The organism is Pseudobutyrivibrio sp. LB2011 (assembly GCF_000701765.1).
In the GTDB taxonomy this organism is placed as follows: domain Bacteria; phylum Bacillota; class Clostridia; order Lachnospirales; family Lachnospiraceae; genus Pseudobutyrivibrio; species Pseudobutyrivibrio ruminis.
Genome location: NZ_KL370823.1, coordinates 76522 through 91424 on the forward strand (window position 1 = coordinate 76522; position 14903 = coordinate 91424).

Annotated in this window: 12 protein-coding genes; 1 reads left to right on the forward strand and 11 read right to left on the reverse strand. The window is 39.9% G+C overall.

From position 1 onward, the window contains the following. Positions 1-13 precede the first annotated feature (13 nt). From T375_RS12060 to T375_RS12105, 10 genes are all read right to left on the reverse strand, one after another. Positions 14-1378, reverse strand: a complete 1365-nt coding sequence (locus tag T375_RS12060; RefSeq protein ID WP_044938930.1) for an AAA family ATPase — start codon at positions 1376-1378, stop codon at positions 14-16. Positions 1379-1608: 230 nt separating this feature from the next. Continuing rightward, on the reverse strand, positions 1609-2538 hold the full coding sequence (locus T375_RS12065) for a hypothetical protein (protein ID WP_044938933.1): 930 nt from the start codon (positions 2536-2538) through the stop codon (positions 1609-1611). A 120-nt stretch (positions 2539-2658) separates the two neighbouring features. Further along, positions 2659-4521, reverse strand: a complete 1863-nt coding sequence (locus tag T375_RS12070) for a DUF4163 domain-containing protein (protein ID WP_044938936.1) — start codon at positions 4519-4521, stop codon at positions 2659-2661. Between the two features lie 84 nt (positions 4522-4605). Next, on the reverse strand, positions 4606-5625 hold the full coding sequence (locus T375_RS12075; RefSeq protein ID WP_044938939.1) for an SPFH domain-containing protein: 1020 nt from the start codon (positions 5623-5625) through the stop codon (positions 4606-4608). Between the two features lie 90 nt (positions 5626-5715). Continuing rightward, positions 5716-6168, reverse strand: coding sequence for a hypothetical protein (locus tag T375_RS12080; protein WP_044938942.1), 453 nt, complete (start codon positions 6166-6168; stop codon positions 5716-5718). Between the two features lie 29 nt (positions 6169-6197). Continuing rightward, a complete protein-coding gene (locus tag T375_RS12085; protein ID WP_044938945.1) occupies positions 6198-6899 on the reverse strand; it encodes an SGNH/GDSL hydrolase family protein in 702 nt (233 codons plus the stop codon). Positions 6900-7533: 634 nt separating this feature from the next. Further along, positions 7534-8151, reverse strand: a complete 618-nt coding sequence (locus tag T375_RS12090; protein WP_044938948.1) for a class I SAM-dependent methyltransferase — start codon at positions 8149-8151, stop codon at positions 7534-7536. 111 nt (positions 8152-8262) lie between these two features. Continuing rightward, positions 8263-9453: a bifunctional phosphopantothenoylcysteine decarboxylase/phosphopantothenate--cysteine ligase CoaBC gene (coaBC, locus tag T375_RS12095; protein WP_044938951.1), complete on the reverse strand. Its 1191-nt coding sequence runs from the start codon at positions 9451-9453 to the stop codon at positions 8263-8265. 72 nt (positions 9454-9525) lie between these two features. Then, on the reverse strand, positions 9526-10443 hold the full coding sequence (locus T375_RS12100; RefSeq protein WP_044938954.1) for an ECF transporter S component: 918 nt from the start codon (positions 10441-10443) through the stop codon (positions 9526-9528). A 174-nt stretch (positions 10444-10617) separates the two neighbouring features. Then, on the reverse strand, positions 10618-12108 hold the full coding sequence (locus tag T375_RS12105) for a methyl-accepting chemotaxis protein (protein WP_044938957.1): 1491 nt from the start codon (positions 12106-12108) through the stop codon (positions 10618-10620). A 166-nt stretch (positions 12109-12274) separates the two neighbouring features. Here T375_RS12105 and ybaK point away from each other — a divergent pair, with 166 nt between their 5' ends. Then, positions 12275-12754, forward strand: a complete 480-nt coding sequence (ybaK, locus tag T375_RS12110; protein ID WP_044938959.1) for a Cys-tRNA(Pro) deacylase — start codon at positions 12275-12277, stop codon at positions 12752-12754. 56 nt (positions 12755-12810) lie between these two features. Here the strand turns inward: ybaK and T375_RS12115 are convergent, their stop codons facing one another. Beyond that, positions 12811-14862 (reverse strand): methyl-accepting chemotaxis protein, encoded by a 2052-nt coding sequence (locus T375_RS12115; protein WP_044938962.1) that lies wholly within the window; start codon positions 14860-14862, stop codon positions 12811-12813. Between the last annotated feature and the right edge of the window lie 41 nt (positions 14863-14903).

Consider the following 14903-nt stretch of genomic DNA (forward strand, 5'->3'; position numbering starts at 1 on the left):
TAAAAGCTCAGAATTAGGTAAATAACAACATTTCACCATCGATCAGACTGTATTTATTACTTTTAAATTCGAAGCCGTTGAGATTAACAAACCCCAATTCTATAACACCTAGATTTCCGATGTTTTTTACTTGCTTCTCCTCATCTTCGCACTCCTCTAACGTCATCTTACGGTTAAAAAACTTGCATTCATAAATGAGATACTCGTCTTCTTTCTGTAGAACCACATCAAATTGTCCGTTCTTTTTTTCTTTAGGGTCGTCATACCAGTACGAACCAATATTTAGGACTCCTTTTATTGAACGAGATCTAACTTTTCTTTTGAAATATTGAACAACAATCCCTTCAAAACGCCTCTGTATAAATTCATCTATACTTTTCTCTATATATGTTTCATAAAATACTTCTTCACCAAGCATCTTAATAACCATGTCATTTCCAAAAATATATGTAAAATAGAATCTCATAAGATTATCAGAAATAACATAAAACTGCTTTTTCTTGTCATCAAGTTTGTTTATTGGGGCAATTTTTTCTATGGCTTCCATATTAATTAAATTCTTTAATTGCTTATCAAGAAGCCCATTGCCACCCCCTCCTAATCCTGATGTTAAATCTGAATACTTCTTGCTACCATTACCAATAATCTGGAATATCCTAATATCATACACCTTTTGAATTTCCTTCAAGATTACATTTTCGATGTATGTTCTTAAAATACTCGTTTCTGGAAGCAGCAGCTTTATTATATTTTCTTTTATCGATTTTTTTGAATCTATTGCAGATAGCACATATGGACTTCCACCAAATATGGCATAATTTTCGAATTTACGTCTTAATTCAGCCTCCGGATATAATAGGGAAGCGTCGTAATAGTCGAACTCTTCTATGTGCATTATCTCTGTAAATCTTCCAAATAATGGATTGCCTTCTTCCATTAATTCTTTCATTATTGTGATATATGAACCACACATAATAAGTTTCACGTTACTAGGAAGCATATCTATTATTATCTGCATGTAAGAATCAATTTCATTTTTCTTTCCAGCCTGCTTTAAATATTGATATTCATCAATTACAAATAGGAATGTTCCATTCTGACTTCCCAAGTAATCGAATATATCCTTCAATGTTTGAAATCTAATTTCAGGAATTCCAAGAGCAATAGAAATACTTCTAGACATTAATGTTAAATTACCCTCAAGCGTGGATTGAACACACATATAATTTATGACTTTACCATTAAATGTTTTTGATGCTTCTGCGATAAGCGTAGATTTTCCTACTCGACGTTTACCATATATCAGTATGGCAGCCTTATCTCTACTATTTAATTGTTCTTTTAGTTTAGATAATTCTTCAACTCTACCTACAAACATACTTCCTACCTCTATTGCGCTATACTGAATTATTTTTCACTGAATAAGTTTTCACTGAAAACATTTTCACTAACCTTTAATTCATTATAAAATATTTAATTCTTAATCGCAAGCTCGCATTTCCATTTCCAAAACAGTGCAAATGTATTAATCCCCAAAATAAAAACAACCCCTTTTTTTCTTTTGAAAATAAGGGGTTGTCTCCTTTTTAAGATGCATAGATTTAGTTTTTATCCAATCTGATAAGAAGTGAATGCCTGCTTTCTAGCTTTGATAACATTCAAGATTGTTGGAACTGCGCCACCTGCTGTGAAGAGGTATACAAGAGCAAGATCACCGATGAATGATGATGTTGCATCTGCGTATTCCAAAATATCCCAGAAATAGAAGGAAGCTTCTGATAATGAGAAGTCTGCCTCTGTCATCATGGTGATCATCCAATCAAGCTTCTCTCCGAAGTATGTCATGATAATCATGACGATTGAACAAATGATGATGCCCTTTGTGCTCATCTTTTTACCTAACATTTCGTATCCCTTTACAGTACAAACACCCATAACGAGACCAGAAATAACTGCTACATAACCCAGCTGACCAAGAATAATGATTGTTATCACGCCGATAACTGAACCAAGGAAAGCTCCTACAACTCCCGCAACAACACTTTCTTTTGTGTTGCTCATTTCTACTTCACTCTGCTGCAATGACTGTGTCACCTGTGTGTAACACTCATCGCAGAGGAATGATACGCTACCTGAAACGCAATAGCTGCCTAAGTTTGTGTGAGGCTTGCCGCAAGATTCGCAAACATCCTCAAAACCGTACATGTTGAAAGCTTCTGTCAAAGCCTTAATTGCGTTGATAAGGTAAGCGATGACCTTTTTAGTTGTCATGCCTCTGACTGTTGCAATTACATAATTGCCTTGAACTCCAAGAGACATCATGCCCTTATTTGCTTTGCAAATGCTCTTTAACAATTCCTTGTCTGGAAGCTGACCGTTCTTGCGAACTGAAGCGTAGACCATGTAATTATTGTTTGCCATATCCACCTTGAGATGGAAACCGCTGGCCTCTCCCATTAATGTATCTGTTTGTTCGTTTATGCGTAAACCTGTTGCCTGACCTACTTCGTCGTAAATCTTTCTAAGTCCTTTGTTCATATTTTTCTCTCCTTATCTAAGAACTGTATTCATCATAATAATTATTATATCGCTTGTCAATAGGTAGTATAATAATACTCACATTGTTTTTGAATAAGTACAATTTTACTACTTAACATATTATCTAACCATTGTGGCTGTTCCAAATAGCTCCTGGTATGAGAACTCATAGAACTTGAAACCATCTGCGTATGAACCTAAATCATATGGATAGAAATATACAAGGACCTTATCATCCTGGAATGCAACATTTCCTGAATTAATAGATGCATATTCGTACGCAGTGTCATATGCATCCTGATCTGTGGCTGCAAAATATCCGCCATTATCACCATCTGTGCTGTTTTCCAGGTAATCCTGGCGAACCTTCTCAGCAACCAAGGTCTTAAACTCTTCCTCAGTGCCTTTATAGAAATCTGCAAATGTCAGCTCCTCGCCTGTCTGCAAATCAAAGATGTACTCGTACATGCTAGGCATGCCGTGGGCGCCGCCACCATACCAATATCCGTTGAAGTCCACAATGAGATATCTGTCATTTATGATATTCACACCTGAAACATTATATGTATCTGTCTCATGGTATGTGTCTGGATATTCCTTATGGTCCTCGCAGTCAGTTTCTGCTGCTTCCGCAACTGACACTGGCTCATAAGAAACCTCTCCATCCATATGCTCTTTCAGCTTTGCATTAATCTGGTCTGCCACTGGTGAGTACTTGCCATCAAGAACAAATGCTTCTGCATAGCATGAATATAAAGGTGTGCCGCAATATGGGCAGACAAAATTGCTTGTTCCGTAGATTATGGTGCCGTATTCGTATGCTTGGATTGTATCACTTAAAATGTCGATATCTGTAAGCTTGTCAGCTCCATCTACTCTGTACCATTTTACATCGGCCCCTTCCAACTTCATTACATATGGTTTTCCTGCTCTAAAGATTACATTATCAATATATGAAGCTCCTGGCGCAAACTCACTTTCGTACATCTCACTATAGGTATCTGCTACCGCATCGTATTCTGTAATCTTTTTTGTAGTTACATTGTACTGGTCAGTTTCGATTGTGGTAGCGTAATATACCTTGTCATCTGTCACGCCAACTACTATTACAGACTCAGCATCGCCAAACTGCTTTGCTTCGCCAGTTTCAATATTGTAGACATATGACGTGCTTTTGTAATCGTCACCATCGTCGATGTCATAAATAATAACTTTGTCATTGTAGGCCATCACATATGAGGCATTGCTATTAAGGGCATCCAGCTCAGTGATGTTTCCTTCGGCATCCATTGTGGCAAACCGCTTATTTTCATAATCATATGAGGACAACTCAACATAGCCGAACATATCTATTTCTCTGGCAATGCAGTCTCCTCTACCGCTATCATTTGTGTCCACTGAATATCCGTCAATCTCTGTCTCAGAATCCTTATCCTCAGTCATCGTTCCATCATCGGATGGAACAAAGCAGAACTCCTTGAACTTTTCATCATCATTGTTTATGCCAGCAATGTACAGCTTTCCGTCATAAAAATCTGAGTAATTAGACCAATAGCTTGAGTCCATTTCAAAGAACACATCAGCCTTTTCTGTGCTTAAATCTAGCGAGATGAATTCGTATGTGCTGTTTCCATTATCATCAGTGGCATACTGTCTTAAGTACATCTTTCCATCATGGATTGCTTCAATCGTTGCATCTTCATCACAGCCATTGTCTTTTAAAATCTTTGTAATGACGCTTCTGTCATAGGTGTTCATCTTATTTCCATCGGCGTCGACAGTATAGAAAATATCAGTGTAATAATCCGATTCAAAAAAATACTCATCATTAAGCTGTTTGTCTTGTTCAGTTGTGGTTTCAGTCTTGGCCTCTGTCTGTTTCTCCTGAACGGAAGCCTCTGATTTAGCCTCATCCTTCTTACAGCCTGTGATTGCACATGCCATTGATGTAGCCAGGATCAGGCATATAAAACTCTTTTTCATATATTTCTCCATTTAAACATTTGTAAAGCCGCACAACATAGCGGTGCTGTGCGGCTTTTTGCATTCTATTTATGATTTATAGGATTAGTTCTGTCCATCAAAATCTGTATGTGTTGTTGCAAAGTGCTGTGTTGTGGCACTCTTCTCTCCATCATTGCAACAAGGGTCATCCTTCTTTTCAACTGGCTTTGATGCTGGAGCCTTGTCTACTGGAGTGTTGTTGCCAAATCCAAGCATCTCTGTCTTGAATGTAAGATCTGATGCAGCACCTGCAAGATCTGTAGGAACTACAATCTTTGTAGCACGGCCATCACCAAGCTTTGAAAGAGCCTCAAGCTTCTTGATAAGAAGAACTCTCTCGTCCATGTTTGCTTCCTTGAGCATTTCAATACCGCGAGCCTCTGCCTCGTATACAAGACGGATTGACTCAGCCTGACCTGTTGCTCTTGCGATAGCAGCATCTCTTTCAGCCTCTGCCTTAAGAACGAGAGCCTGCTTATCACCTTCTGCACGAGTGATTGATGCCTGCTTGTGACCTTCTGCCTCAAGAAGAGTCTCACGACGATCACGCTCAGCCTTCATCTGCTTCTCCATTGAACGCTGAATCTCTTCTGGTGGGATGATGTTCTTGAGCTCGACACGACCTACCTTGATACCCCAAGGATCAGTAGCCTCATCAAGGATAACACGCATCTTTGAGTTGATGTTGTCACGAGATGTAAGTGTCTGATCAAGCTCCAACTCACCAACCAAGTTACGAAGAGTAGTAGCTGTAAGATTTTCAAGAGCAAGGATTGGACGCTCAGCACCATAAGCGTAAAGCTTTGGATCCTGTACCTTGAAATAAACTACAGTATCGATTTTCATGATAACGTTATCCTTTGTGATAACATCCTGTGGTGGAAAATCAGCAACCTGCTCCTTTAATGAAACACGCTTTGCAACACGATCAATGAATGGAATGATTACATGGAAACCTGGTACCAATGTGTTGTGATACTTACCAAGTCTTTCAATGACAAATACGTATCCCTGTGGTACAATGCGGATTCCAAATCCAACTGCAATCAAAATTAAGACTAATACAACAATTAAAAATCCCATAAAATGTCCTCCCTTTTGTAAAACATCTATTGTCATTATTGTAGTCCATTAGAATTAGAAATGCATCAAGTTTTTTAACTTAACTTTTACTTAACCCGGCAGCTGAACACAATTCACCACAACTATCGCCAGCATTATAATTCCTGCCCCCATAAATGAAATCATAAAAATATTTCCTACCAGCTTCAAATCTTTATCCTGCGAGTTGTTTTTGCTTACTGAAAATACCCTTCCCAAAGCAAATCCCAGAACTGTAAAGAAAATCCCCATAAGCAACAGGAATAGATCACCCTCCTCAAATTCAAAAATTAGAGAGTGTGAGTTCATAAAATAAATGACAATTGCTGCAACCACTACAGCCCAGACTACCCCCATTATTCTCACAACCCGCAGTGACTTTTTGGCAGCATCTTCTGTATTTCTATCTGCGCAGGCTATATCATCCCTCAATATGTTTTTGCTATTGCTTCCCACATTTACCAATATGAATAGCCACACTCCCGCCACCATTACAACGGGCACTATGAAAAATAAATCAAACATTTTCTCCCCCTTGTTTATGGAATCTGATTCTATGAAAATACCTTCTCAATATTATCTCTGATGATTGATACTATGTTTTCTGGAATAGTAATTCCTTCATCTTCTACGGATAATTTTACATGATTCCAAGCGTCATCTGATAGTGTAAAATCAAATGACTCTCTGAAGCTTGCATCTGGAAGCTTTCCTGTGATTGTCTTTGTAAGAGTCATTGCCACTAGATAATCGCCTATGCCCGATGCGTGGGCTCCATCTTTGTAATACAAATCTGCATCAGGTTCATTTACCAATTCCTTCAGAACATTGCTCCAGATTTCTCCAATAGGAGCTAGCTTCGCGCCTTCATCCTCTGCAATCTTTCTATATCTGCGATTCATCTCCGACTGATTTTCCGGCTTATCCTTCTCCGCCCATGTTTCAAAGATAATTGGAGTTGTATTCACTTTCTTACATAGTTCTATAATCTCGTGAGTGTACTTGATTGTATCCTCAAAGTCTGTCATAGGATGCGCACACTCCTGAATGATGCAGTAATCATATCGGCCATGCAGGATATTAAATCTTTCTGAGAAATACTCCTCATCCATGTGCCACTTCAAGCTTCTTCCTGAGTAAGCCAGCATAAACACCTGACATTCTTCACCTGTAGCATTTTCTACCATACGCCTTACCAGCTCCGGCATGTCATTCATGTACGTATGACTATTGCCAATAAACAAAATCTTCTTCATTTTTTCCTTTCAACACGAAATTCTCAGCATTTCAGCATTCTACGTGTCTTGCTGCTCTATTCCCGACACGAAGATTTGATGTTTTCTCTATTCTTCGTGTCCACATTTCTTTCTTCAGACACGTAGATTTAGCCTACAACTGTTTCTTCGTGTCTAATTTATAACTCTTAGACACGTAATTCTCTGTTTTTCTCCATTCTACGTGTCTTTCTGCTCTATTCCTGACACGAAGATTTGATGTTTACCCATTTCTACGTGTCTTTCTCCTTAAAAAATGACACGAAAAACCAGCCTATCGGCGTTTCTTCGTGTCAAAATCCTTGCGAAGAGTTGATAATCGCTCTTTTTTGTATGGGATTCGTTACTTCTATTCCATTTCCCATACATTTTCGCCATTTAGCGCCTTCAGCCCCTCCTGGCACTGGTGGCTTTGCCACAGTCCCAGTTTCAAACCTGCTTGGCTACCCCATATCTGCATGCTGACGCAGTGTCAAGAGGCGAAGCGCCGCAAGGCCTTGCTCTTGACGCAAGACAGCTGCTGATATGCTGTAGCTAGCAGGTTGAAACAGCACTGAATGCTATCTCAACCTACCCCACCAAAGAATCAACTAGCCTACAAGCTACTCCACTACCTCTACTTCTCAATAACCACAACTCCAGAGCAATAGCTCTTTGGTTCGTACTTGATTCCTGGGAAATGCTGCTGCAATTCATCCAACACAAAGTAGATTTCATCATCATCCCAGCGCTGGCCTTCTTCTACCTTGCACTGCTCAAGCTTTTCACGAGTATCAAAAGCAACATCTCCAAATAGGATTTTCCCGCCGTCATTTAACAAGCCAAGGAGTTCCTTGATGAACTCCACCTTCTGCTCATCATTAAGATGGTGAATTGAATAAGTACCAACGATGAAATCGAATTTCTTCTCATGTAACTCTGGCACCAATCCCTTAGTGATATCTCCTTGATAAAGCTTTGCATCTGGCATCTTCTCCTGGGCAAGCTCAATCATACGAGCCGAGAAATCCTGACCATATACTTCACAGCCATGCTCATATAGCTTAGAAGTAAGTGTGGCTGTTCCAAAGCCGATATCTAGTACTGCTGCACCAGGCTTTTCCATAATCACTTCATAGATATACCCTAGCACATTCTTATAGCCAGCAAATGGATAAACATTGCTCTCCTCTGATAATCCAACCGCCTCATCATATCCATCTGCCCATAAATCAAAACCTTTATTGTCTAACATATTCTGCCTCCTCTATGTATGTCATTTTCTTACCTGTTCACTTTATCAATTTGACCTCTAAAAGTAAACTACCTAAAAAATGAGCAACCCACTTAAGGGTTGCCCATTTTATTATCTCCCTACTATTTCATCGAAAATGGCGTGTGCCACTTCTTCTTTTGTCATGATTGGAAGCTCTTTGGCACCATCAGCCGTGATAAGAGTTACCACATTGGTGTCTGTGCCGAAGCCTGCCCCCGATGTACGTAGATTGTTGGCGACGATCATGTCCACATTCTTTTTCTTCAGCTTAGCGCTGGAATTCTCAAGCATGTTTTCCGTCTCCATTGAGAATCCGCAAATAAACTGTCCTTCTTTTCTGTGGGCACCAAGGTATGCCAAAATATCTTCCGTTCTCTCAAGCTCTATACAGCTAGCTTCACCATCTTTTTTCTTTATCTTCTCCGTTGCAACATTGATAGGTCTGTAATCTGCAACTGCTGCACTCTTTATGATAATGTCGCACTCCCCGGCCGCGTTTTTAACTACCTCAGCCATTTCAGCAGCGCTTCGTACATTAACAACATTTACAAACATAGGTGGCTCAATTGCAACTGGGCCAGACACAAGTGTGACATCGGCGCCGCGCTCCATGGCAGCCTTGGCGATGGCGTATCCCATCTTGCCAGTGCTGTGATTTGTGATGTAGCGGACTGGGTCGATTGCCTCCTCTGTAGGGCCTGCGGTAACAAGCACCTTTTTGCCAACCAAATCGTGATCGTGGGCAAGCTCTCGAAGAATGTACTGAAGGAGTACTTCTGGTTCAGGCATCTTGCCTGCCCCTGTGTCTCCACATGCTAAATATCCATTAGCTGGATTGATTATTTCAAATCCGTATTTACGAAGTGTTTCAAGGTTGTCCTGAACGATCTGATTTTCAAACATGTTTGTGTTCATAGCTGGACTGACAAGCTTTTTGCATTTTGCTGCGAGAATTGTTGTAGTAAGCATGTCGTCTGCTATGCCATGGGCCATCTTGCCAATTACATTGGCGCTAGCGGGTGCCACCATAAAAATATCGGCTCTCTTGGCAAGTGCCACATGTTCAACGTTGAACTGAAAATTCCTATCGAATGTGTCAACTAAACATTTATTTGAAGTAAGAGTCTCGAAGGTAATTGGATTGATGAAATTGGTGGCGTTCTTTGTCATGATGACATTTACATCCGCTCCCAATTTTACAAGTGCCGAAGCAAGACTTGCAATTTTGTATGCTGCGATGGAGCCTGTTACTCCAAGGACTACACATTTACCTTTTAACATAATCCTTTTGATACCTCCGAAAACTACTAACTAGATTGCTACTTTACGCTTATTTCTCCCTAGTTGTTTATATTAAAGTGCTGCCTGCTTTGCTGAATCATCAGAAGCTACAGCTTTGATTTTCATTGTCTTATCTGAATATACACCTGCTGGCTGAATCTTATCAAGTACGATGCCTACTAAATAAACAATTACGGCACCAACGATAGCTTCGATAACACCATTGAAGCTGATAACACCAGCGATTACTGCCATAAGAGCATCTGGGTCAATCTGTAAAAGCTCAGCGTATGGAACCTTATAGAAAAGATAGATGCTTCCCATAACAAGAAGTGTATTTGTCATTGCGCCTGCAATACCAGCTGTGATAAAGCCAAGAGCCTTTGCATCCTTGTTCATGAAAAGGTATTCAATACCAGCGAATGCTGCTATACCAACAACGATACCGATTACTCTTGCAACTGAAACTGACATTCCAAGTACGCCTTCTGAAATCATTTTATTAATGAATGCGAACACGCCAAATCCAAGAATGAATGACACAACTGCATTGATGATTGAACCAACTACAGCCTTCTTATCAGAGCTGATTGCCTTCTTGATACCAACATATACGAAGTAAGGTACCACACCGATAAGAATTCTTGGTACGATAGCGATGAATGTACTCTTGAATACGATTAAGAGTGCTGCTCCAACTGAATCATGTGGAAGCATTGTCAACGCAGCTACAGGCGAAAAGATGAATGCTGATGCTGCTGGTGCGATTGAACTCTTAATGAAACTGCTGAGTCCGAATACGCCTCCAAGAAATGCGCCCTTCTTTGGTCCTAAGAATAAAGAACCAATGATAACCGGAATATGAAGTGTTGTTGCATTAATAACTACAAGTGGAATAAATCCGAGTGGTGTTGAAGCCATTACTACAATAATGGCTGTGAATAACGCTGTGAGCACAAGCTCATAGGTCTTAGAATTTCTGCTTTGCATTTGTTCCTCCTTTTGGTAGAAGCCTCGACGGGTCTCCTCCTAGTAAAACCTTGCGTAAAGCGTAGCAACCATATATTACCATCTTTTTTTCAGAAGAACAATAAATTTTTAACAATGTCTGATTTCTGGCAAAAAAAGACCAGCCCTGACTGAGCTGGTCTGTAACTAATTTTCTTATTTGAGTGCCATCTCTTCCATCTCACGAGCGATGCGGTTAATTACTTCAAGAGTATCATTCATATCATGGAGAGCATCCATTGCGTTTTCGCTGACAGAACCGACTGTATCTGTAGCTGCTGCAACCTCTTCTGATGTTGCAGAAAGATTTGTAATGTTGTCCATAATCTGTGAGTTTGCTGAAATGACTTCATCCACAGAAGACTTAACCTGAACAACTCCGTTACGAAGTTCATCAGTACCTTCTTTGATAGTATCAAGCTTTGTACCTGTCTCAGAAATAAGTTCGTTCTGCTTGTTAGCATACTCTGCTGACTTTGACATTGCAGATGCAGCTGAACGAGCATCGGATGTAAGGCGCTCGATAATCTTTGCAATTTCTTCTGTAGCCTCGCGAGTGCTTTCTGAAAGTGCACGAATCTCATCAGCAACTACTGCGAATCCCTTACCAGCCTCACCAGCACGAGCTGCCTCGATTGAAGCATTAAGAGCGAGCAAGTTTGTCTGACTTGAAATACCAAGGATTGTCTCTGTGATACCCTGGATATCCTGAATGCTATCGTTAAGAGCCTGTGTGGTTGTACTTGTTTCGATATTGATATTTGCAACCTTTTCAGCCTGGCTCTTAAGCTGGTTGATAAGATCAACACCTTCATTTACAGATTCTTCTACTCGGCTTGAAACCTCATCGATTGTAGTAGCTTCCTCACCAACTGTCTGAATGCTTTCCTGAATGATTGCAGTCTTGTTTGTCTGATTCTCAATAGCCTCTGCAATATTCTTTGTACCTTCAACGATTTCCGTAACTGAATCATTAACAGTGTTCATTGAATCATTAAGGTTTGTAGAAACTTCATTAGCTTCCTCAAATTTCTTATTGAGCTGCTCTGCCAAATCAACGATTGTTTCTGAAGTCTCTTTGATATCCGCTGCATGCTCTTTAATAGTATCAAGAGTCTCTGTTGTCTGACGGCGCTGTTGCTTACAAACGATAACTGCGATTGTACATGCAATCAAACTGAATACAAGCTGTGTGACAAGCTCTCTTACTTCTAGATTACCTCTTAAAATCTCATTTATTCCCGATAATAGCAGTCCAAAGTTTGCAATAATAACGCCAATTCGAACTGTTCCAGCCTCACCGTATATCATTACAATAAGGATGATGGCATACATGAAAACATACATGTGCTCATCGTTAGGACGGATAATCGTCATTAAGAAAAGCGCTACCATTGATAATGTTACACAATATTTATAACGATACTTCTCCCCAAATGCACTAAAGCAAACCTGGAACAAAATGATATCAAGTACTGCCACAGCCAATCTGACAATATCCAGCACATTGATGCCTGTCACAACCAGTGCTCTAACATTGAAAAATACCAATGCCATGGCTGTGATTGTTCCACAATATCTAGCTAGTCTGTTTTTTTCGAACATCTGTCTTGTTTGGATGCTCATGTTTTCATTTGCCTCACCCATTATTGTGTCCTCCATACTAATATGTGATATATTATTAACTGTACCACATGAAATCACTGTCATACTAGAGTATAAATCATAAATTTTTTCATTTTGTGAATTTTATTCCTATGATTTAAAATATTTTTTGTATTTTTTTGTTTTTATAAAAGGAGTTTACATATATATGGCTAAAAAAGAAGACAAAACAAACGTAATGAGATTACTTGATCAGAAGAAAATTCCTTATGAACATTTTTCACTTGAGAATGCCGATGGACTTTCTGGAGAAGAGATAGCTGATAAGCTTTCAGAAAACCCAGCCCAGGCATTCAAGACACTTGTTACAACAGGCAAAACTGGCAATCACTATGTATTCGTAGTTCCTGTAGCCGCTGAGCTTGATTTAAAAAAGGCAGCCAGCGCTGTCTCAGAAAAATCGATAGAAATGCTCAAACAAAAAGATTTACTCCCACTTACTGGGTATGTACACGGAGGCTGCTCTCCTATAGGCATGAAGAAATTCTTTACCACAGTCATCGACGCCTCTGCTGAAAACTTCGACGAAATCTATTTTTCAGCAGGCAAGGTTGGCCACCAAGTAAAAATTGCAGTAGAAGATATTTCTAAGATTATCAGAGTTGAGTATGAGGATATTATAAAGTAAAAAAAGGATTCAGAAATCCATGATTTCTGAATCCTTTTACATTTATACTATTCGCTTTATTCCTGAGGCATGTCGCTTTCAATCTTGAACTTAGAAAGCTCATCGTTGATAGCAAGTGCAGAATCTGATACTGAGTTGGCTACGTTTTCTACGCCCTGGCTTTCTGTGGCAATCTCGTTTGCACTTTCTGCCAATGTGTAGATTGTAGCGGTGATTTCTTCTGAGCTTGCTGACTGCTCTTCTGAAATGGCAGCTACTGATGATGCGATGTCGTTTACTTCGCCCATCATGCTAATCATCTGCTTCATAACCTCTGCTGCTTCGTTAAGATCTTCGTAAATCTTAGAGAAGCTTGTGCCAGCTTTTTCTACAACCTCACCACTTGCATTGATTGAATCCATGTTTCTCTGAGACTTGTCAGCCAAGTCTGTGATAAGGCCTGTAATCTGTCTGATGATGTCACCGATTTCCTTGGCAGCGTCCTGAGAATTCTGAGCAAGCTTTCCAATCTCATCTGCAACAACCGCGAATCCCTTACCAGCTTCACCGGCGCGGGCTGCTTCAATTGAGGCATTAAGTGAAAGGAGGTTGGTCTGTTCTGCGATAGAATCAATCATCTGAACAATATCCGTAATCTGCTTAGCAGAATCTCCAACAGTTACAACTACGTCGTTCATTTCGCTCATAGACTCGTTGATGTTGTCCATGCTGCGCTGAACCTCTGTCATGTCTTCCTGACCAATCTTTGCCTGGTCTACAAGAGCCATCATGGTTTCGTTTGTGCTGTTTCCATTATCAGTCAAATCAGATACTGCGTGAGCAAGATTTGTTGCGTTTTCAGCAAGCTCGCCAACAGCATTTGAAATATCGTCCATTGTCTCCTGAATCTGGCCCATAGATACTGACTGATCCCCAGCCTGAGTGCTCATCTTGCCAGAAGCAGTCTTTGAACTTTCGGAATCTTCCTGAAGCTTTTCAGCACGTCCCTGAATTGAACCAATGGCACCGTTCATAATCTGAACGAACCTTGTCATCTCTCGGCTGATAAGACCAATCTCATCACCCTTATCAGCTGGCATCGTTGTTGTAAAGTCACCATCTGAAATCTTAAGAATGCTATTTGAAAGGCCATTAACTGGAGCTGTAATAACCTTATTAATTGTAATAAGAATAACAGCGATAATTACAATAATAAGAGCAAACATAGCTCCAAGTGATATAAGCATAAAGCTATTTGCTTCTGCCATAACATCATCCACTGCTACTGATGAAATAAGTGTCCATGTTGTACCTGGTATAGAAGCTGCACAAACATAATAATCTGTGTTTGTTGAATCTTGATTGATTATAACTGGTTCTGTTGCACCGCTTTCCACATATGCCTTTACATCTTCGAGGTATTTACTTCCTGATGTGGAAACCTGACCACCATTAAGTGCTGTATCAAAGTAGGATACGATATAATCTCCATCAAGCACCATAGAACCACCAGTCTTCATAGGTGTAAGAGCTGCCACTTCTTCCTGAAGAGCTGTTAAATAAACATCAACAGCTGCAACACCAAATTCGCCGTTTGCAAAATTTACATTTCGTACAAATGTAACGCAAAGCTCGCCGTTATTAGCATCGATATATGGTTCTGTACATACAAAGGTCTCTTCATCAACACCTTCGGCGTACCAACCACGCTCTGTTGGTCTCCAGTCAGCTGGCTGAGTCTGGTGATTTGCAAAGAAATATGAATCATCTGAGAATCCAATATAAATACCAGTATTATCTATTGCATCATAATCTGCAGATGGCTCCACATAACGAAGCATTGCTGCATGGTCCTCAAAATATACATTTTCCAATGTATCGCAGTACTGGCCATCCTTTGCAGTCAGCATCTGGATATCTGAACCTAATCTCAGTGAATTGTACTGGCCCTCAGCCTGTAAATCCATAAGAGATACTTCTGTGATAATCTTTCTTGCATTATAGGAAATAAAAACAATGATTCCTGCAATACCAATCGCAATAATTGGAAGCAGAATCATCAACAGTGTTGTTCCTATACTGCGTTTTACTTTTGGCGCATTAGCCATTTCTTTTCCATTCTTAGCCATGATGCCCTCCTCCTATTTTCACAGATTCGCAATCTGCATAT